General features: G+C 69.4%; 13 protein-coding genes and 1 pseudogene. 6 read left to right on the forward strand and 8 right to left on the reverse strand.

Annotated elements, in window-relative coordinates; translation table 11 throughout:
* Nucleotides 1–14 precede the first annotated feature (14 nt).
* Complete coding sequence (locus tag OG568_RS59490; protein ID WP_329538351.1) at nt 15–1,334, reverse strand: ISL3 family transposase; 1,320 nt, start codon at nt 1,332–1,334, stop codon at nt 15–17.
* A gap of 116 nt (nt 1,335–1,450) precedes the next feature.
* Nucleotides 1,451–1,879, reverse strand: coding sequence for a transposase family protein (locus tag OG568_RS59495; RefSeq protein WP_329538352.1), 429 nt, complete (start codon nt 1,877–1,879; stop codon nt 1,451–1,453).
* Between the two features lie 661 nt (nt 1,880–2,540).
* On the opposite strand from OG568_RS59495, the pseudogene OG568_RS59500 reads away from it, so the two are divergent.
* Nucleotides 2,541–3,260, forward strand: a pseudogene (locus OG568_RS59500) (ISAs1 family transposase); the annotation flags it as partial.
* Nucleotides 3,261–3,347: 87 nt separating this feature from the next.
* The gene (locus OG568_RS62045) at nt 3,348–3,590 is read left to right on the forward strand and encodes an integrase core domain-containing protein (protein ID WP_443078018.1); all 243 of its coding nucleotides are present in this window, start codon (nt 3,348–3,350) and stop codon (nt 3,588–3,590) included.
* A 559-nt stretch (nt 3,591–4,149) separates the two neighbouring features.
* On the opposite strand, the gene OG568_RS59505 is transcribed toward OG568_RS62045, so the two are convergent.
* The 4 genes from OG568_RS59505 to OG568_RS59520 are packed head-to-tail and all read right to left on the reverse strand — an operon-like array spanning nt 4,150 to nt 12,536.
* Complete coding sequence (locus tag OG568_RS59505; RefSeq protein WP_329538354.1) at nt 4,150–5,454, reverse strand: TIGR02679 family protein; 1,305 nt, start codon at nt 5,452–5,454, stop codon at nt 4,150–4,152.
* A complete protein-coding gene (locus tag OG568_RS59510; protein ID WP_329538355.1) occupies nt 5,444–9,550 on the reverse strand; it encodes a TIGR02680 family protein in 4,107 nt (1,368 codons plus the stop codon). The genes OG568_RS59505 and OG568_RS59510 overlap by 11 nt, the downstream gene beginning before the upstream one ends.
* Nucleotides 9,547–10,971 (reverse strand): TIGR02678 family protein, encoded by a 1,425-nt coding sequence (locus OG568_RS59515; protein ID WP_329538356.1) that lies wholly within the window; start codon nt 10,969–10,971, stop codon nt 9,547–9,549. The genes OG568_RS59510 and OG568_RS59515 overlap by 4 nt, the downstream gene beginning before the upstream one ends.
* On the reverse strand, nt 10,968–12,536 hold the full coding sequence (locus tag OG568_RS59520) for a TIGR02677 family protein (RefSeq protein WP_329538357.1): 1,569 nt from the start codon (nt 12,534–12,536) through the stop codon (nt 10,968–10,970). The genes OG568_RS59515 and OG568_RS59520 overlap by 4 nt, the downstream gene beginning before the upstream one ends.
* 723 nt (nt 12,537–13,259) lie before the next feature.
* On the opposite strand from OG568_RS59520, the gene OG568_RS59525 reads away from it, so the two are divergent.
* From OG568_RS59525 to OG568_RS59535, 3 genes are all read left to right on the forward strand, one after another.
* Nucleotides 13,260–14,111: an IS5 family transposase gene (locus tag OG568_RS59525; RefSeq protein ID WP_329538358.1), complete on the forward strand. Its 852-nt coding sequence runs from the start codon at nt 13,260–13,262 to the stop codon at nt 14,109–14,111.
* 283 nt (nt 14,112–14,394) lie between these two features.
* Nucleotides 14,395–15,450 carry an IS4 family transposase gene (locus tag OG568_RS59530; protein WP_329538359.1) on the forward strand — a complete coding sequence of 352 codons (1,056 nt, stop codon included), beginning with the start codon at nt 14,395–14,397 and terminating at the stop codon, nt 15,448–15,450.
* A 93-nt stretch (nt 15,451–15,543) separates the two neighbouring features.
* Entirely contained in the window at nt 15,544–17,112 is a 1,569-nt protein-coding gene (locus tag OG568_RS59535; RefSeq protein WP_329538360.1) for an ISL3 family transposase, read from the forward strand.
* 49 nt (nt 17,113–17,161) lie between these two features.
* On the opposite strand, the gene OG568_RS59540 is transcribed toward OG568_RS59535, so the two are convergent.
* Entirely contained in the window at nt 17,162–17,506 is a 345-nt protein-coding gene (locus OG568_RS59540) for a sigma factor (protein WP_443078000.1), read from the reverse strand.
* 499 nt (nt 17,507–18,005) lie between these two features.
* On the opposite strand from OG568_RS59540, the gene OG568_RS59545 reads away from it, so the two are divergent.
* On the forward strand, nt 18,006–19,394 hold the full coding sequence (locus OG568_RS59545) for an IS1380 family transposase (RefSeq protein WP_329538361.1): 1,389 nt from the start codon (nt 18,006–18,008) through the stop codon (nt 19,392–19,394).
* Nucleotides 19,395–19,624: 230 nt separating this feature from the next.
* On the opposite strand, the gene OG568_RS59550 is transcribed toward OG568_RS59545, so the two are convergent.
* Nucleotides 19,625–20,476 carry an IS5 family transposase gene (locus OG568_RS59550; RefSeq protein WP_329538358.1) on the reverse strand — a complete coding sequence of 284 codons (852 nt, stop codon included), beginning with the start codon at nt 20,474–20,476 and terminating at the stop codon, nt 19,625–19,627.
* Nucleotides 20,477–20,628: the final 152 nt, after the last annotated feature.

Raw genomic sequence — 20,628 nt, forward strand, 5'->3', positions numbered from 1 at the left:
ACTTTGTCGGGTCTTCAATGTTGAGCGGTGCGGAGGTGCCCGCGGGCTCGACGAGTCGTGACGCAGCGTGTACGTAGCCGCTGGTTCGTAGCGTTGCGGAACCCGAAGGCGGCGCGGGCGACGAGCTTGATCACGCGTTGATGCCCTCGTTTTTGGCGTTTGCTGTGCCCGGTGGCGATGAACGCGGCGATCTCGGGCCACCAGCGGTCCACGGTGGTGGCGAGGGTACGCACTTCCGGGATGTCGGCGTCCGCGCACCAGGTGAGGAACTTGTAGCGGGCCTGGCCGGTGCGGTGGCGGTCGGCGCCGGTGCGGGCCAGAGCGAGGAGGGTGCGCAGGCTTTCCTTGGCGATCCAGGCGGTCAGCAGTGTCTGTCCGATCTTCCCCTCGTCCAGGAGCGGGTTCCACATGGTCGCGAATTGCTCGTCGGTGAGGTCCTCGCGGTTGCGCAGCAGGCGCCTGCGAGCCTTCCGTTCCGGGTCGGTGGCGCGTCCGCGTCGTCCGCGGATTTCGGTGGTGGTGCGGCGCCGGACCAGGGACAGCATCTTGTTCGCGAGCTGCACGATGTGGAAGTGGTCGACCACGGCGACGGCGTTCGGCAGGCCGGTGCGGATCGCGGCCCGGTAGGTGGCTGACATGTCGATGGCCACGTGCCGGATACTGTTGCGCCAGGTCAGGGGGGTGGTGGCGAGCCAGGCCAGCACGTCGGCGACGGTGCGGCCCTCGACCTGGCCGAGCAGGCCACCGACACCGAGCGCGTCGACGAACCCGGTGTGCCACCGGTCCCTGGTCAGCTGCCACTTGCCGCTGTCGGGATCCTGTTCCCAGCGGGGCCGTCCGCGCCGGGTCTCGTCAATGCCGAGCACCTCGACCTCGGGCAGCGGTGCTTCGACGACCTCGCGGGCAACGACCTTGAAGGCGTCCATCACGGTCGGCCAGGACAGATGCAGATCGCGGGCGGCCTGGATGACCGTGGAGCCTGCATCCCATATCCGGCGCCCGGCCGCACTGCGCAGCCTCCCGGTCAGCCGGGCGCCGGCCGGGATCTGCGGGATCTGCTCGGTGAACGACTTGCGGGGACAGGCCGGCTCGCGGCACCACCAGCGCCGTTTGTGCCACAAGAACTCCAGCCCGCGCTCGCCGTAAGGGAGATCCCGAGGACGGGTGGTCGCGGAGCCTTTCGCCCGGGACGAGAAGACCCCGCAGGCCGGGCAGGCCCGGGCCGAGGCATCCGCCGTGGCCAGGTGGACCCGGCGCCCACCGTCCTCGCACCGCTCGACCCGTATGACGGACACCCCGTCGAGGTCGAGCAGCAACGTCATATCGTTGACCAAGCCCGTGGCTCCCCAGCGATCCTTCTGCGTAGAGAACAGAAATGATCACCAGAACCACGGGCGTCCTACATCCAGGGCCGACAACCACCCCACCCATCACAGACCGTGACAGGCAGTCAGTGGCCGCCAACCCTGCACCGCTCAACTTTGAAGACCCCGTCGCTGGTCATGGCGGCGAGCAGGTGCGCGGCCGGGCTCTGCCCGTGGCGGGAACCGCGGGCGCTCTTGCCGTCCGCGGCCACCGACTCCGCCCCGACCGGAACCTCGCCGGTCAGGTCCGCCAGGCCGCCCGGGCAGACGGTGGAGACGATCCGTCGGATCGTCGATCTACTCGGCGCGATCCGCACGTTCAGCGAGGTCAGCAGGCGTGCGCCGAGCCGGGCCAACGTCTGCTGCGGGGCACTGCGGGCCCACTGCCCGATCGCCGCGTATGACCGCGCGCCCGCCACCACGGCGGACGCAGCGATCAGCAGCACCGCCACGAACGGGTGACGTACGCCCCGGCGATGGCGCGGGTCCGGGAGCCTGACCAGCCGCTCCGCCAACGACAGCTCCGAACACCCGCCAACGACGGCGACCTGACGAGACAGACGGTGGCAGACTGACGGCACATCGAGGCTCCGGTTCGAGACGGTGACTGGCAAGGTCATCCGTCCACAACAGGAGCCTCGATCTGTTCGTAGCGGCCCTCGCCGACATCGTCACCACGCCGTGACCAGCACCTTCACCCACCCGGCAGGACTTTGGAACAGCCCTGTCGCTGCACCGCCGACACCGGACCGAAGAGTTCAAGAAGTTCGTCCAGTGCGGCTAAACTATTGAACCTTTGCGATCGGCCTTCCGTAGGAAGAACGAAAGGTAAGCAGCAAACCGCCTGGGACAGAATTCGTGAATTTAATTCGGTATAGCCGTGAAGAAAAGATCCGCCACCTACTACAGTGGGCCGCCGAATGGAACAGTGATTCAAAAGGTGAAAGCGCATGGTCGTACTCGCTTAGATTAGGAGGCTCGCACGCCCTGCTTAATGGGTGGATGAATAACTCTAAACTAATCTACTCCCTCACTCGGAAAGAGCAAAATCTAATTAACAAGGCTCGCGAAAAATCAAAGCACAATAGAAATAGTAGAAATCAAACCTGATGCTGCTGTGCGGGGTGCACCACGACCTGATCGACAGCAGAGTCACCGGTCCCGGCCCCGCACCCGCACACCGTGCGGCGCTTGCTGTCCCACCTCGACGGCGACGCACTCGACACCGCGATCGGTGCCTTCCTCACCGCCCGCGCCGCCGAAGACGGGGGCACCGAAGGCCGATTGCGGGCGATCGCCGTGGACGGCAAGGTCCTGCGCGGATCCCGGGCCGGCGGCAAGAGCACCGTCACCCTGCCGGCCGCGATGGACCACAACGGAAGCGTCCTGGACCAGCGCCAGGTCGCAGACAAGAGCAACGAGATTCCCGCCTTCGCTCCGCTGCTGGACACCCTCGACCTGAACCACACGGTGATCACCGCCGACGCTCTGCACACCCAGCACGACCACGGCCGCTACCTCCGCCGGCACGGCGCCCATCACCTCGCCGTCGTCAAAGCCAACCACCCCGGACTGTTCGACCAGGTCAGGAAGCTTCCCTGGCGGGACATCGTGCTCGACCACCAGACCCGCGACCGAGCCCATCACCGCCTGGAGATACACCGGTTGAAGACCGTCGCCTTCGCCCACATCGACTACCCCGACGCGGCCCAGGTCCTCCAGATCGTGCGCTGGCGCCGCGATCAGCACACCGGGAAGCTGACCATCGAGCGTGTCCACCTCATCACCAGCCTGCCATTCGGAGCCGCCCCCGGCGCACAGCTCGCCGCATGGATCAAAGGCCACTGGCGCATCGAGAACCTCCTCCACCACGTCCGCGACCGGACCTTCCGCGAAGACGACTTGCAACGACTGATTGAACTCGCCCAATACACGAGCAGAGCCTTCACTGAAATCTGCAGGTCAGCAGGGGTCCGGCAGAGCATGGGCGCGGTCGGTTCCAGCGCCGACAACGCCGTCGCCGAGTCGTTCAACGCGGCCTTCAAGAGGGAGACGCTCAAGGGCCGCAAAGGCTGGTCGAACGAGCGCGAGGCGCGACTCGACGCCTTCCGCTGGCTGACCCGATACAACACCCGACGCCGGCACTCCCACCTCGGCCATCGATCTCCGATCGCCTACGAGAACGACCACCAAGCAGCAACAACTAGCCTGGCCAAAGCCGCATAGACGTGTTCAAACTCCGGGGTCAAGGCCCAGGCGCAACTCACCCCCGATCCCACTCCGGTGAAGGCCCAGTCCGCCCGGTCTCCGTCTCCCTCCACGAAGGCACCATCGCCGCTCTCCAGGCACGTACCGGCAAGCGCGGCATGTCCGCCTACGTCGAAGCCCTCGTCCCGCCCACCGAAACCATCGCCCGCCACGCAAGCGAACTCCTCGCCGCAGCGGGCCTACACTGCCGCAAGTACGCCCTCGTGGCCGCCACTGCACTCGCCTGGCCCTCCCCCACGACCGTCCTGACGTCAGACCGCGAGGACCTCCACATGCTGTGCGGCCCCGGCACCCGCGTCATCAAGATCTGGCTCTGCGAGGCAACGTCTCAACGGAACGCGGGTACCTCTGGTCACCCATCGGCTCCTTCTCTCCCCCGCACGCGGAGCCCGAGCGAACCGAGGAAGGCGCCTGACGCACCGGGACCTGATCCTCGACCTCAGGCACCAACTCGTGAATGACGTAGCGACCTACGCTCCCCGGCGGACAGATCAGGCCGGCCACCGGACCCGTCGGGTCAGGCAGGAGCGAGGTCGGACAGGAGCACCGGGAGGAGGCGCTCCTCCATGACCGTGCTGCCCGACTCCTCCATGGCACGGGCCAGTTCGGGGTCCCAGGGGCTGGCCGCGGGCGGTCCCGCGAGCGGTGTCGACTCGCCCTTGCCGAGCGCCGCCGTGTAGTCGGCGGCGCTCATCCGCCAGGGGCGGGCACCGTGGCGGGCCATGGCGTGCGCGGTGATACGCAGGCCGGTCCAGTCGAAGTCGGCGCGCCAGTGCAACCGTGCTCCCGCCTGTACGGCGTCGTCGAGCAGTTTGTGGCAGGCGGCGGACGGGACGCCCTCGGTGCAGACGAGGGCAGCGCCGGTGTCCTCAAGCTCGCCGGCCGCGGCGCGCAGTACAGCCGGGTTCTCGCAGACGAAGATGGTGCGGGTGGCGGGAACCACGGGGTCGGTGGTGAGCTGGTGGAGGGTGAGCCGGAAGGGGATGCCGAAGTCGGCGGCGTCGCGGAGCCAGTCGCAGACCACCGTGTTGCCCTCCGCGCCGATGTTGAGGACGAGTACCTGGCTGGCCAGGTCGTCGGCGATGGCTCCGGCGCTCTCCCACAGGGCGCGCCGCCCGGCCCGCTCGCGCGGTACGACCGAACTGTCGCCGGTGCGCTGGGCGAGGGCGCGCAGGACGAGCTGTTCAAGCGGGGCACCGGGAACAAGGGCCTTGGTGTCGCCGGTGGCCCATTCGGCGAGGACCGCAAGCGGCAGGAGTCCGCCCGGGTGCGCGGGGAACCGGTCCGGGTCACCGGGGAGGCGATCCCGGTCACCGGGGAGCTTTTCCAGGACGCGTACCGCCGCGTCCAGGAGCGGTACGTCCCCACGGCGTACGAGGCGCGTCAGCGTGCCGTCGGCGGCGATCCGTTCCAGCCAGGCGACGAACCATCCCTGCCCGGCGAGCCGGCTCAAGTGCGCCGCCTCCAGGGCCTGTTCGCGGCGCTCGTCCTCGTCGGCCCGTTCGGCCGCCCGGTCGCGCAGCGGGCCGTGGAGCCGACCGAGGATCGTCAGGAGGCCGCTGCCGTACCGGTCGTGCAGATACCCGTCCAGGTCGCGCAGGGGTACGGCGAGGCGCTGGGCGGTCTCGGGCCGGTAGCGGCCGGTGATGCCGATGACAGCGCGGCGTTCGGCCTCGCTGGGGCCCGCGAGCCCGATGTCGCCGTCGAGCACGCCGCCGGTGCGCTCCAGTCTGCGGCGGGCGGCGGCAAGCAGCCGGGTCCAGCCCTCGCCCCGCAACTCGTCGTGCTCGTACTCATGCTGTTCACGTCGCTCAGCCGGCAACCGCGGCCTCCTCCGGTGTCGGGACGCGCCGGGTGCCGGGCGAGCCGAGGGCGGTGGTGAGATGGCCGGTGCCGTCCGCGAGGAGCCCCTCGCCGTCCCAGACCAGCAGGAGTGCGGAGACGGTGTGGTCGACCGCGGTGTGCGCGAGGTCGTAGTGGGCCGCGGCGGACACGGAGGCGTGGGCGGCCCACAGGTCGTAGCCGGTCATGAACAGGTCGAGGTCGAACTGGGCGGCCAGCGACATGAGCTCGCCGCGCCCGGTGTCGTCCACGCCCGCGAATGCCTCGTCGAGGGCGAGCAGGCGCGGGGCGTGCGGGTCGGCGGAGTTGAGCATGGCGTGCGCGGCGGCGAACAGCGGCAGATGCAGCGACACGGACTGCTCACCGCCCGACAAGCGGCTGTGCCGGGCGCGGGTGAGCCGCTCCTCGGTCGTTCCGGACTCGCCGGGCCGTACCAGCTGGAACGCGAACTGCCGCCAGCGCCGGTAGTCGAGCACCTCGGCGAGCAACTCACGGTAGGGCTGGTCGCGGTGACGGGCGCGGGCGGCCTTGATCTGCGCGGCGAAGTGTATGCGCACCCGGGCGAGACCGTCCGGGCCGAGACGGGCGGCGTCGGCGTCGAGGAGGGCGCAGACGGCGCGCTGTTCGTCGTCCAGATGGTCGGCGAGCAGCCAGCTCACACCGACTGTCGTCCCTGAGGACATCGTACGGGCCCGCATGTCGGTGTTCATCCGCCGGATGAGGTCACGGGCGTCGACGGTGCGGTCGTGGATCTGCTGGGCGAGCCGGGTGAGCAGGGCGTCCTCCAGGATGCGCTGCTCGGAATCGGAGAGCAGTTCAGCCTGGTCACGGCGGTGGGAGGAGATCTTCTGGGCGAAGGCAGCGACGGGCAGCGGGCCTTCCTCGTCGGCCACACGGACGACGATGACCCCGTCGGAGCCGTCCCACTCGGGCCGGTAGTCCTGTCCGGCTGCGGCGAGCTGCGCCTGCAGGTCGTCCAGGGCCTTGGTGAGACGGGTGACGGACTGCTTGAGGCTGGTCTCGGTGGGGGTGAGGTCTCGGGTCGCGGAGAGGATCGCCTCATGCACGGCGACCACAGCAGACGGGAGTGCGTCCCCGGCCCAGTCGGCCTCCTGGGCGGGCCAGGCGAAGCCGGGCGGGCAGCGCAGGATGTCGAGGAGTTCCCGGACAGCGTACGGGCGCAGGCTGCGCGCGGTGTCCTTCTCCTCCGCTGCGGCGACCGACCCGGCCTCGGTGGCGGCCGTACGGCGGGCCTCGGCCGCAGCGGCGTACGCGATCGCGGCGTGCTGGGCCGTGCGAGCCGCCTCAGCTTCCCTCACCAGGGCGTCCATCGCGTCCTCGGCCGTCTGCACCTGGCGCATCACCTCCTGCGCCTCGGCCCCGACGGCCTCCTGGAGGGCCTCAAGTCCCGCGGCCTCCTCGGTGTGCCGGCGGCGCGCGGCGCGCTCAGTTTCCAGCGCCGCCTCCTCGTCCTCGGCGGCGGCGGTGAGCCGGTCGGCGCCCGCCTGGGCGGCCTCGGTCTGGCGGGCGTGTTCGCGACGGCGGGCGGTGAGTTCGCGTACCGCCGTCTCGAAGGCGCGGGTCGCGGTCTCGACGGCGTCGACGTGCTCGATCTCGATGGCGTGCTCGGCCGCGGTGCGGCGCAGGGCGCGCTCGGCGACCGAGCAGGCGGCCACCGACTCGTCGTACGACGCCTGGGCGGCGTCGGCGGCGTCGCGGGTGGCGCGCAGCCTCGCCGCGGCCCGGTCGAGTTCGCGCAGGGCCTGCGTGATGCCGCTGGTGCGGGGCAGAGCGGCGCGGGCGGCGACGTAGGCGTCGAGGGCGGTGTCCATACGGGCCTGTTCGCGCGCCAACTCATCCAGCCGGTCGGCCAGTTCGGCCAGCAACGTCTCGTAGGCGGCGATTCGGGCGGCGCGCCGGCGGGCGCGGGCGGTGGCGCCGACGTACTCGGCGTGCTCCTTGGTGTGGGCACCGACCAGGACACCAGCCTGGTACCGGCCGTCGGGGCTGATCTGCGGGGTTCCGGTGTCGAGGTCGCCGGTGACGGCGACGGAGCGCAGTACGGCGGTGATACGCGCGGCCGGGATCGCGACGTAGCCGTCAAGGTCCTCGGGCGCCTCGGGCTTCAGGAGCTCCGCGAGGCTCGGTCCCCTCACCGGGGCACCGGCACGGAGGTAGCCCTCGCTGTCCCCGGCCGCCACAGGGGTGTCCTCGGCGGTGACAAGGGCGTCCAGGAGGCCCGACGCCTCCAGGGCCGCTTCGAGGCACGCTCGTTGACGATCTGTCAATTCGCTCTCGAAGTCGACCAGTTGCCACAACGGCACGCCGTCACCAGGTGCCCGGTCGGCGGTTCGGCCGCGAGCCGGGGGCGGGGCGTCGTCGCGTTCGGCGGCGATCTGGTCGCGTTCGGCCTCCGTCTCGGCGCGGCGGCGCTCGACGTCGGCGCGCCCGGTGCGTAGGGCGGCGAGGGTGTCGCGCAGTTCCTGCACGGCGTAAGCGGCGGCCTCGGTGAAGGTGTCGGTGAGAGTCAACGCGTCTGGCTCACAGGTGAGTTCGAGAGCTTCGGCGAGTCGCTCAGCACCCGGTTCCGGGAGGAGGGCGCCGTGGGCATCCGTCCACTGGCCGAGTGCCGTACGGGCCTGTTCACGGGCGGATTCGACGGCCGACTCGACGGCCGACTCGACGGTCTCGGCCGCGGCGACGGCCTCCTGCGCGCGGTCGAACGAGACCCGGGCGAGGTCACGGGTCTGCTCGGCGCCTCGTGCCACCTGCTGAGCGTCGCGCACCGACCGCACGCCCTCGTGGCGGGCCGCTGCCAGCGCGGCGGAGCGGTCTGCGATGCGGGCGGGCTCGGCGTCCGCCGGGGTCCAGGGAAGGCCGGCGGTGTGGGCGTGATCGGCGACGGCTGCGGCGCCCCGGGAGACGGCGGCGTCAAGTTCGGCGGCTAGCCGGGCGGCGTGTTCGGCCTCGGCGCGGGCACGGCCGGTGGCGGCCGTGCGGCGTTCGCGTTCGTCGGCCGCCTGCCGAGCGGTCTGCTCGCAGGTGCGCACCAGACGTTCCAGGTCGGCCAGTTGCTCGATGGCCTGGTAGGCGGCGGAGGATCGCAGCTGGTCGAGACGGGCACGCTGGGCGGCGAGCAAGGCGTCGGCAGACTCGGCGCGTGTCTCGGCAGCGGCCTGCTGCTCTCGGGCCGCCGCCAGGTCCACGGCGGCGGCGCGCAGTGCGCCCGCACGTTCGGCGCTCTCGGCGCGACGGGCGGTGAGCCGGTCCGCGGCGGTGCGGGCGTGGACCCGCAGATAGGTGGAGTAGCTGGCGAGGAAGGCACGGGTGGCGTCGTCGGCTGCGGTGAGCCCCTCCAGGGTGCGCTGCACGGACTCCATGTCGTCGAAGGAGCGGGCCGCCTCGGCGATCAGGTCGTCGTCGAGCGGGCGCAGACCGGCGGTGAGGGTGTCGGAGAGCTTGGCCGGGTCGAGGTTCTTGGCGAGCTGCGGGCGGCGCAACGTGAGGATCAGGGTGAGTAGTTGCTCGTATCGCTCCCGGCCGAGGCCGAACAGGCGCTGGTCGACGGCGGCACGGTAGTCGGCCGTGGAGGCGATCGGTTCGCGTCCGAGTTCGGCGGTGAGCTGCTTCCGCGTCATCGGCCGGTCGTCGTCGGTGAGGAGCGAGAAGTCCTCGCCCACGCGGCCTTCGGCGACGAAGTGCCAACGAGCAGGCGTGTCGCGGTGCCGTTGGGCGTGCAACCCGATGCCACAGGTGACGGACTCGCCGGTCTCCCGGTGGGTGAACTCGATCCAGACGTAGCCAAGCGCGCTGTCCTGCCCGCGGAAGAGCAGGTTGGACTTCATCGTGCGGTCCTCGGCGGCGAACGGGTTGAGCCGCTTGGGGTCGATACGGCCGTCGAGGACGAACGGGAAAAGGACTTCCAGTGCCTTGGTCTTGCCGGATCCGTTGGGGCCGCGCAAAACCAGCCAGCCGCCGGCGAAGGAGAACTCCTCGTCCCGGTAGTCCCACAGGTTGATGATCCCGGCACGGGTGGGGACGTAACGGGGGGCCGGGGCAAGGGTGGGGGTGCTCACGGGGTCGAGTCCTCGGCGGTGTCTTCGGCGAACAGGACGGTCTGGGCCGGCGGTTGGGGGGACTTACGGGGCTTCACCCGGGCGGTGACCCCGCGGTAACGGGCGATGAGAGGGAGCGCCAGAGCCCCGCCGTCGACCCGGGTGATCAGCGACATGGCGGCCAGCAGGTCGAGGGCCCGGTCGAGCAGCCGGTCCGGATCGCCACGCAGATCGGCGGCGAAGCCCGCACCGTACTCGCCGGTGATCTCCTTGAGCCGGCCCCGGAGCCAGGAGTCCGTCACGAAGGGATACCGGGTCTCCCCCGGCTCCTGAACCGCATCGCCGGACACCCCGTACATCTCGTACGCCAACTCATCACCCGGATCGGCGAGTTCGGCGATCAGCCCCCGCGACGGCAGGGCGCCGTCGATCCGCCGGGCGCGGGCCGCGAGGCGTTCGGCGGCGGTCGGCGCAGGCAACAGGTCGAGGGCATGCCGTCCTGAACGCTGTACGGCGGCGCTGATCCGGGCGGCGAGAAGCAGGGCGGCCTGCGCGACCGTACCGCCGCCGGGGAAACGGATGTCAGACAGCCTGCCGGAGGTGTCGATGAGCGCCATGCCCTCGGCCCGCCGCTCCACCGTCAGCCCGGTCAGGCGCTCCAGGTCCTCGGCGAGGGCGGGGGCGCGAAGCTGGCCCAGGAGTTCGGTGTCGGCGTCGGCGTAGTACGCGACCGGGTTCTCCAGCACCAAACGGCGCGCGCGGCGGGCCTGGTCACGGCGCCGACCGGCACGGCCGACGGACATGCCGAGCGCGCTGCCGGAGTCGAGGAGCGCGGTGACGGAGGTCAGGTGTTGCAGAATCCGGGTCGGGTGGTGGACGGCGAGGAGGATCTCGCGGTCGATGTCGTAGAGGGCTTCGGCGCGCTCGGGATCGCCGGCCCAGGCGGTGGCGGAGCCGTCGGCGAGGGTGAGCGCGCCGCGTTCGGTGAGCCAGCTGACGGCATCGACGAAGGCGTCCCGGTCGGGCTTGCGCGCGGTGTCCAGCCCGAGACCGTCGATGCGCACGGCGTCGGCGGCGACCGCGTCGGCCAGTTCGCCCAGCGCCGCCTGCGCGCCGTGGCGGCCCAGGACGGCAAGGGTGAGGACGAGGTAGGCGTACCGGCGACGGTCGAAGGGGCGTCCCGCGCGGGTCAGGGCCGGGCGGGTGGTGTCCAGGCCGTCCTGAGCACGCTGCAGCCGGGCGGTGTCGGCGGTGGTGACAAGGCGGTAGCCGAACACCTCCATCAGATCCGTGCGCAGCTGTCCGGCCCAGCGGCGCACGGTCGCCAGCGCCGTCCTGTCCGGATAACCGGGCGTGACCAGCGGATGCCGCAGGACGAGCCGTACGGCCTTCTGGTAGTCGGCAAGTTCGAGCGGAGAGACGTCCTCGGCGACGTGGCTCATGCGGTCCCGCCCTCCAGTCGGTGGGTGACTTCCAGGCGCAGCCCGTCGAGATGGAGGCGACCACGCACGGTGTCGACCGTAGTGAGGCCCTCGGCGGGGCTGAGGGTGAGCCGTACCCCGTGGGCGGAGCCTGAGGCGGCGGTGACCAGGCGGCTGGCGGGAGCACGAGCGGCGAGCGCCACGTCCAGCAGGGCGAGCAGCGCCCGCGTCTCGGGCTCGTCGAGGGTCCGGCCGTACACGCCGTCCGAGGCGAGGGCGTTCGCGGCACTGCAGCGCTCGTACTGCTCCTTCACCTGCTCCGCGCGGAGCAGGGCCCGCCGGTCGTCGTTGCGTTCGATGCGGCCGGGGCCGTGCAGGGCGGGGGTGCGGCCGGACTGGACCAGGGTGCGAGCGAGTTCGACCGGTTCTGCATCCCACCAGGACGTACGCCCCGGGATCTGCTCCGGATCGGCGTACGGGACGGCGATGTGCCGGGGTGCGCCGAGCCCGAAGACCACCTGGAACAGGGTGTGCGCGTCCTCGTCACTCTCGCAGGAGGTGAACCACTGGGCAAGGTGGCGCAGTTGGCTTTCGCGGCTGACCCCTCCCCGGCGGGCCTCGGTGACGCGGCGCAGCAGGGCGAGGACGGAGCGGATCGCGGTGACGGTGGCGTCCTGCAATCGCTCGGTCTCGCTGCGCTCGCGCTCCGCGAACCAGTGGACGATGCCGTCCCACCGGCGCCGCCAGTCCGCCAGACGCTCGGCGGGGCTGCGGAAGAGCCGCTCGTCGGCCTCGGCCGCGTACTCGATCATGCGGTCCACACCGGTGGCCGCGGCCTTCTCGACCGCTTCGGCCAACAGCGGGGCGTAGCGTCCGAGTTCGGCAGTGAACTCCCGCATGTGCGCGAGGAGGGTGTCCTTGTGGGCGAGGAACACCTCGGGCCGGGTGTCGTTGGTGCGCGCCAGGTCGCCCAGCATGAGGTAGAAACGGGCGGCGCGCTGCGCCATCTCGTTCAGCACGGAGTCGAGCCGGCCGAGCTTGCGGTACACCTCCTCCCCGTCGCCCGCGACATTGGCATTGGCCAGCGCGTGCAGGTCGCCGAGGATGTCGGGGAAGACGAGGCGGGAGAGCTGAGCGTCCTCAAGACTCGCCCCGAGCACGTCCTCCACAGCCCGGTAGGCCCGGTATCCGGCCTGGGTGAACTGGTACACGTAGTGCCGGTTGCGGTACTCGGCGAGATTCGCGGCCCGTGTCCCGTCGTAGGACCGGTCCAGGACCTGCCACTCCGCGAGCGCGTCGAGCAACGGCTGAACACCGGCCAACCCGCCAACGACGCCCGCTGCCGGATGGCCGGCCGCAATCTGCTCCAGCAGCGCCACCGCGTCCGAAGCGTGCAACAGTACCTTGTAGTTGGCGCGCCCGCGGTCGAACGCCCGCAGCAGCCAAAGGTATTCGTGCCGCTTCTCGGCGGCAGCGAAGTGGAACAGCCGCAGCCGGTCGTCGAGGGAGAACGCGTCGATACCGAACGCGCCCTCGTCGACGGGCTCCGGGGCGTGGGACCCCGGGGCTTGGGGCTCGTCACTCACGGAACTCACGGAACTGTCGGTTTCCCCTGTATGGTCTCGAAAGCCTTTCGTCCGGCCGGGCAGGCGGGACTCCGCACCAGTCTGCCGCACCCGAAGCGGTGCGAAAACCTCGCTCTCCGGCCCACACTCCCTGTGCTACTTTGCGCCCTCCTCACACCCGCAGCGCGCGGTGGGCTGGCTCCCAACTACTGGATCGATCACCGCCCGCCGCAACGGGGACGACGACTTGCGCGCCCGGCGCCCGATCCCAGCCGCCGTCCGTCGCGATCGGACATCCGCCCACCAGCAAACCGGCGGCCGACGAGTGACACAAAAGGGAGCGGTCAGCCCTCACACGGGCATGATCTGCACGTCGTACTGCGGGATCCACTTGTCCCTCGTTATCAGGGTCGTCTCTTCGATCTGTGCCTGAGCGACCAGTATCCGGTTGAAGGGGTCCCCGTGAACTGGTTGTCGCGTACCCGCTCGGCGAGACCTTCCGGGCCCTCCGGGCCCCCGAGGGACTGTCGGCAACTCCCCTTGTACGCAACCTCGCGCTTTCATGAAGCTTGGTGTCCGACGGGTGGTCAGATACACGAAAAGTGCCTCTGCCCAGCAATGCCGGTGATTTAGACCGACCGGCAATTGGTGATGCCTGCCGGTGGCTGGTCGCTCTGGGCACGAGACAGGCACGGGCCTGAGTGATCATGGAGTTCTCTACGCTCAGTGATCACCGGAGGGCCCGTGCCTGCTGTGCCATCTTGCCTGCTCGAACCCCTGTGGGACCAGTTCGCCGCCCTGCTGCCCGCGCGCGATGACTATGCGCCGACTCACCCGCTGGGCTGTCACCGTCGCCGGGTCCCGGACCGGATCGTCTTCGAGCACATCGTGCGGGCCCTGGTCCACGGCACCGGATACGAGCGGATCGCCAGTCAGGGCTGCTCGGACCGCACCATCCGACGCCGCGTCAAACTCTGGTCACAGATGGGCATATCAGAGCAGGTCCACGCCCTGGCGCTCCAGGCGTACGACCGGATGATCGGCCTCGGACTGGCCGAGATCTCCGTGGACGGCTGCATCACGAAAGCTCCCTCGGGTGGCGAGAAAGCCGGACGCTCCCCGGTCGACCGGGGCAAGCAGGGGCTGAAGCGATCGGTGGCCTCCGACGCGGCCGGGGTCCCTCTCGGGATCGTCTCCGCAGGCGCCAACCGGCACGACTCACCGCTCCTCGGCCCCACCCTCGGAGCAACGAAAGCCCAGGTAGGAGCGCTCCCAGAGCAAGTGAACATCAATCTCGACCGCGGCTACGACAGCGCCAGGACCCGTGCCTTGCTCGACGAGTTCGGCTTCACCGGCGAGATCGCCCGCAAGGGCGTGCCCGCACCGATCCAGGCCGGCAAGCGGTGGGTGGTCGAGCGTTCACACTCGTGGATGAACGGCTACGGCAAGCTGCGGCGCTGCACCGAGAAGGACGGCAGCGCCGTGGACTTCTACCTCTACCTCGCCGCCGCTTTCGTCACGCTCCGCATGCTCATCCGACGCTCGACGAGCCGCTATCGCTGGGACGGCCGCCCCACCACCCGACGCCTCAAGTGATCCATTTGCCGGTCGGTCTTAGTGCATCGGTGCAGGTGGGACGCCATGCTGGTGGCGGTTTTGGGTGGGTAGGCTCCTGGGGTGCATGAGGGGATTCGCCCCGATCTGATGATGCGCCAGATGATCTCGGGACATGGCAACGGGGCTCCCGGTAGGACAGAAGATCGACCAAGATCCGACTGTCTGCAAGGGAGCCCCGTTGGGCGCTCAGTCTGCCATCGATGCTGCTTCAATCGTCATGTCGACGCCCCGGCCGACGTCTCCTCGAAGACCGCGAAGGAGGGTGGAGCCGCAGTTCGGCGACCGGATCCGGCTCGGCGTACTCACCGGGGAGATCACCCCCGAAGTGGTCGACGAGGTACTGGAGTTGACCGGAAGGGCCGAGCGCCGCCGCAGGCTCCTGCCGGCCCGCGCGGTGGTCTACTTCGTCCTGGCTCTGTGCTTGTTCAGCAGCTCCGACAGCACTGGGCCGCCGGGTTACCGGGTGGTCCGGCGGACCCTGACCGAGAAACTGCGGCACCTGCCGGGCGGCCTCGTCCAGCGCCTGCCCACCAGTTCGGCCCTCACCAGAGCCCGCCAGCGCCTGGGCGACAAGCCGTTCCAGGCGCTCTTCGAACGCCGGTGCGGCGCTCAGGCGACACCCACGACCCCGGGAGCGTTCGCCTTCGGCCTGCGGCTGGTTGCCTGGGACGGCACCGCGCTGGACGTGCCGGACACCCCCGAGAACGCTGCCGCGTTCGGATTCACCGGCCGCGACGGCACGAACAAGAGCGGAAACCCGCAGGTCAGACTGATGGCCCTGATCGAGTGCGGCACCCACGCCATCATCGACGCAGCCTTCGACTCGATCGCTAGATTCAGCGAGCACAAGCTCGCCCGCCGCCTGCTCGCCTCCCTGCGGCCCGGCATGCTGCTGCTGGCCGACCGCAACTTCGCCGGCCATGAACTGTGGGGCCTGGTCGAGGCGACCGGCTGCCACCTCGCCTGGCGGATCAAGAAGAACCTCGTCCTGCCACCCCTGTGGGTTCTGCCCGACGGCTCGTACGTGTCCGTCATGCCCACCCCCGCCGAGGGCCAGCGTCTGGGCAATGCCCGCTTCCACGGCCGCACCCCGGCAAGGCTGCCCCATGGACACCTCGTGCGCATCATCGACTACACCGTGACCGTCCGGTCCCAGGACGAGTCGGCCCAGGTGGAGAAGTTCCGGCTGGCGACCAGCCTGCTCGACCACCGGCAGGCGCCCGCACGGCAGTTGTCCCAGCTCTACCACCAACGCTGGGGTGCGACACGAAGTCGCACGAGACTGAGTGAACTACCGGCTCTGTCGCTGATCTTGTGATCGGGCGATCTCCGGGCGGCGCGGCTGTGATCATGATTCGCGTGTACTTCGCGGAGCTTCGAGGCGCTTCTTCCTCATCTGACGGGTGTCGTGGTGGAGTTGGTGGAGCGGTCGGTCGGCGGGATCACCCTGCATGCCCGCGCGCGTGCGGCCGATGGGCTGTGCCCGCACTGCGGCAGTTCCTCGGGACGAGTGCACGGCCGGTATCTGCGACGGTTGTCGGATGCGGCGATCAGCGGCGCCCGGGTGGTGATCGAGCTGCTGGTTCGCCGGTTCCGGTGCCTCAACGCCGCTTGCGCGGCAGTGACGTTCGTCGAACAGGTTGCCGGGCTGACCAGCCCGCATGCCCGCTTCACCCCGCTGCTGCGCGGGATGCTGACCAGCATCGCGGTGGCGCTGGCCGGGCGGCCGGGGAGCCGGCTCGCGGCGGCTCTCGGAGTTCCGGTGGCGAAGGACACGCTGTTACGCCTCTTGCGGGCCCTTCCAGAGCAACCTGTCGGGCAGGTTAGGGTGCTGGGGGTTGATGATTTCGCGCTGTGCAAGGGCGATTCGTACTCGACAATCTTGGTGGACTTGGAACAACGGCGCCCGGTCGACGTACTGCCGGGACGTGAGGCTGAACCGCTGGCCGCCTGGCTCGCCGGCCACCCCGAGGTAGAGATCATCTGCAGGGACCGTGGCGGAGCCTATGCCGAAGGCGCCCGCACCGGCGCCCCGCAGGCGGCGCAGATTGCCGACGGCTGGCATTTGTGGAAGAACCTCGGCGATGCGGTGGAGAAGACCGTCGGCGCGCATCATGCCTGCGTCCGGACGGTGTTCGCGAAGACCATACCGGTCAACCGGCCGCTCGAAGACGACATCTGGCAGACTCCGCCGCCCGCGGCCGACGCGACGCTCGACGTCTGCGGGCGTGAACGCCGCCTGGTGACGCGGACGAAGGAGCGGTACGCCGCCGTGCAGCAGCTCCTGACCGATGGCGATTCGCTGGAAGCGATCTGCCGGACACTCAGGCTGGACCGGTCCACCGTGCGCCGCTTCGCCCGCGCTACCAGCATCGACGAACTGCTGGTCAACGCGACGAACAGAGTCAGCATTCTCGACCCGTACACGGCTCACCTCCATCAGCGGTGGAACGACGGCTGCCGCGACAGCGCACAACTCCACGAGGAGATCCGGGCCTTGGGCTTCCGGGGCAGCATCCAGACCACCCGGCGCTACCTTCGCCCCTTCAAATCCTTTACCGCTGCACCGGCAGAACCGCGTCCGGCTCCTCGGCCCCGCCGCGTCGTCAGATGGATCACGACGAACCCCGGCAATCTCCCGGACGAGGACGCCCTCGCACTCAAAGAGATCCGTGCCAGCTGTCCCGAACTGGACGCGGTCACCCAGCACGTCCGCGACTTCGCAATGATGATGCGGGACCTGACCGGCAGCGAACTCCCCGCCTGGATGGAGCGCGTCGAACACGACGACCTGCCCGCACTGCACTCCCTGGTCAACGGCCTACGCAGGGACCAGGACGCCGTCATCGCCGGCCTGTCCAGCTCCTGGAGCTCCGGCCAGGTCGAGGGCCAGAACACGAGGGTGAAACGGATCAAAAGGGATGGATACGGCCGGGCCAACTTCGACCTCCTCCGCATCCGGATCCTGCACCGATCCTGACCCACCCGATCACAAGATCAGCGACAGATGCCGAATTACGTGACGCTGATCATGCAGATCGTGGGGAATTCTTTGACCGCTGACAGGCGTCGGTTCCGGACAATTGTCCCTCACCGCCCAGCGTGTCCCGCGTCGTGGACCGGGACCCGTCGGTGGCAACGCTCCGAGCCACCATCAGCAGCCGACCACGCCGGGAAACCCGCGGTCCGTCGGTCACCTCCGGATGTTTCCACGCCCGGATCAACGTCTCCTGCACCACGTCCTCCGCGGCGGCCCGGTCGCCGGTCAGTCGCGTCGCGTACGCCAACAGAGCCTTGCCGTGCTCCGCGTACAGCGCCCGGATCAGGACCTCGTCGCTCGTGGCCTTTGAGGCACGAGACCGAAGAATCGCCATCTAAGTCACTCCATCCCCCGTCGGTTCACCCGCTCATACGAGGCTTCGCCCGTCCCTTGCCCGATGAGCAGTCCTCGTCGGCGGGGGTCGCCACCGACGTGGATCTGGATGAATTCCCTTGATCACTTGTAGGCGCCTCGTACAGAAAGAGAAGCCGGTAAACACGGACAACGCGAGCACAACGCCATTGATGAGTGACGCGGTCTGTCCGAAAAAATCCCCGTTACGGATCTCGGAACGATGTTCGGTTTTACGGTGTGCCACAAGGGGAACGAACGATACGACCCGCTGCCTGAGTAAGAGAACACGCCGCGTGTCTACAACTCGTTTACGACCACTTCACGGATCGTCGACGTCTGCCCCCACGCACGCCTGAGCCTGGATCCACCGGCTTGATGCCTGTGGATAGTTTCTCCGGAAACGAAGAAGTGCCTTGTGACCTGCGATGATGGGGTTTCTCTAGGACCACATCAGGCACGATCGGCAAGGCACTTCCGAGATGCAATCCTCCCATGCCGCGGCGGCGGTCTCTTCCACGTTCGATGATCCGAACCTGGTCGCGTACGGCGGGCTGGAGCCGGTGGTGCGGCTGGCCGAGCGGTGCGGTCTGCCGACGTTGGCCGGGGAGCACATCAGGCTGCCGGTCTCGAAGGACGGCACCGGCTCCTTCCCCGCCGCGAAGCTGATGTCGCTGGTGGGCGGTATGGCCGCGGGCGCCGACAGCATCGCGGACATGGACCGGCTACGGCATGGCGCGATGGGCCGCCTGTTCTCCGGGGTGCGGGCCCCGTCCACGCCGAGGTCGTTCCTGCGCTCCTTCACGCACGGGCATGTGAAGCAACTGCATGCCGTGGCACGCCGGTTCCTGCCCGAACTGGCCCGTCACACCCCGTTGCTGCCCGGCGCGGACCAGGTCGCCTACGCGGACATCGACGACACCATCCGCCGCACCTACGGCTACGCCAAACAGGGTGCAGGCTACGGATACAGCAAGGTCAAGGGCCTGAACGCGTTGCTCGGCATCGTTTCCACACCCCTGTCCGCCCCCGTGATCGCCGCCACCAGGCTGCGCAAAGGGCCCTCGAACTCAGCGCGCGGGGCGGCAGCGTTCGCGGCCGAGACCATCCGCACCGCCCGCGCCTGCGGCGCGAGCGGCCTGCTGGTGGTGCGGGCGGACTCCGCGTTCTACGGCGCCGACGTCGTGAACTCCTGCCGGGCGCTGGGCGCGCGCTTCTCCGTCACCATGCGGATGAACGCTTCCGTCAAGGCCGCCATCGCCCACATCGATGAGACCGCCTGGACGCCGATCAAGTACCCCAAGGCTGTTTGGGACGAGGAGGGCCAGTGCTGGATCTCCGACGCCGAGATAGCCGAGGTCCCCTACACCGCGTTCACTTCCAAGCCGAAGAAACAACAGGTCACCGCCCGTCCGATCGTGCGCCGCGTCAAACGCCTGAACCCTGACGCCGTCCCCGCCGGGCAGGGCAGCCTGTTCGACACCTGGCGCTACCACGCCGCGTTCACCGACTCCCCGCTCGCCTTGAGGGATGCCGAGCGTGATCACCGCCGGCACGCTGTCGTCGAGCAGGTGATCGCCGATGTCAAGAACAGCGCCTTCGCCCACGCACCGTCCGGCCGCTTCCAGGCCAATGCTGCATGGCTCGCCCTGGCGGCCCTGGCACACAACCTGACCCGCGCCGCCGGCGCCCTGGCCGGAACATTCCATGCCAGAGCGACCACCGCCACCATCCGTGACCACCTGATCAACGTGCCCGCCCGCCTGGCCCGATCCGCCCGCCGCCTCACCCTGCACCTGCCCGAACGCTGGCCCTGGAGCGAGGACTTCACCCAACTCTTCAGCACGGTGCATGCGCCACCAGCCTTCTGACGCTCCCTGACCAACCCGCCCGAAAGGGCCCGAGACCTGTGGACAAGTGGAAGAGCTGGGCAGACCAGCGGCCACCCCATATCCGAATCCGCAGCCCAGCCCAGACACGGCCTGCACGACCCCGAAACGATCACACCGGAATCACGCCGGTGGATCCGGGCTGAGACGACGACAACGACACGTCGGACGGCGACGAACCGCGGCGCGGCTAAGACCGACCGGCAAATGGATCACTTGAGGCGTCGGGTGGTGGGGCGGCCGTCCCAGCGATAGCGGCTCGTCGAGCGTCGGATGAGCATGCGGAGCGTGACGAAAGCGGCGGCGAGGTAGAGGTAGAAGTCCACGGCGCTGCCGTCCTTCTCGGTGCAGCGCCGCAGCTTGCCGTAGCCGTTCATCCACGAGTGTGAACGCTCGACCACCCACCGCTTGCCGGCCTGGATCGGTGCGGGCACGCCCTTGCGGGCGATCTCGCCGGTGAAGCCGAACTCGTCGAGCAAGGCACGGGTCCTGGCGCTGTCGTAGCCGCGGTCGAGATTGATGTTCACTTGCTCTGGGAGCGCTCCTACCTGGGCTTTCGTTGCTCCGAGGGTGGGGCCGAGGAGCGGTGAGTCGTGCCGGTTGGCGCCTGCGGAGACGATCCCGAGAGGGACCCCGGCCGCGTCGGAGGCCACCGATCGCTTCAGCCCCTGCTTGCCCCGGTCGACCGGGGAGCGTCCGGCTTTCTCGCCACCCGAGGGAGCTTTCGTGATGCAGCCGTCCACGGAGATCTCGGCCAGTCCGAGGCCGATCATCCGGTCGTACGCCTGGAGCGCCAGGGCGTGGACCTGCTCTGATATGCCCATCTGTGACCAGAGTTTGACGCGGCGTCGGATGGTGCGGTCCGAGCAGCCCTGACTGGCGATCCGCTCGTATCCGGTGCCGTGGACCAGGGCCCGCACGATGTGCTCGAAGACGATCCGGTCCGGGACCCGGCGACGGTGACAGCCCAGCGGGTGAGTCGGCGCATAGTCATCGCGCGCGGGCAGCAGGGCGGCGAACTGGTCCCACAGGGGTTCGAGCAGGCAAGATGGCACAGCAGGCACGGGCCCTCCGGTGATCACTGAGCGTAGAGAACTCCATGATCACTCAGGCCCGTGCCTGTCTCGTGCCCAGAGCGACCAGCCACCGGCAGGCATCACCAATTGCCGGTCGGGGCCCGTATTTCAATAAGTGCTCGGCAGAGGGGTGTTGGTGG

Origin of the sequence: Streptomyces sp. NBC_01450, from assembly GCF_036227505.1 — a bacterium.
Classification (GTDB): Bacteria; Actinomycetota; Actinomycetes; order Streptomycetales; family Streptomycetaceae; genus Streptomyces.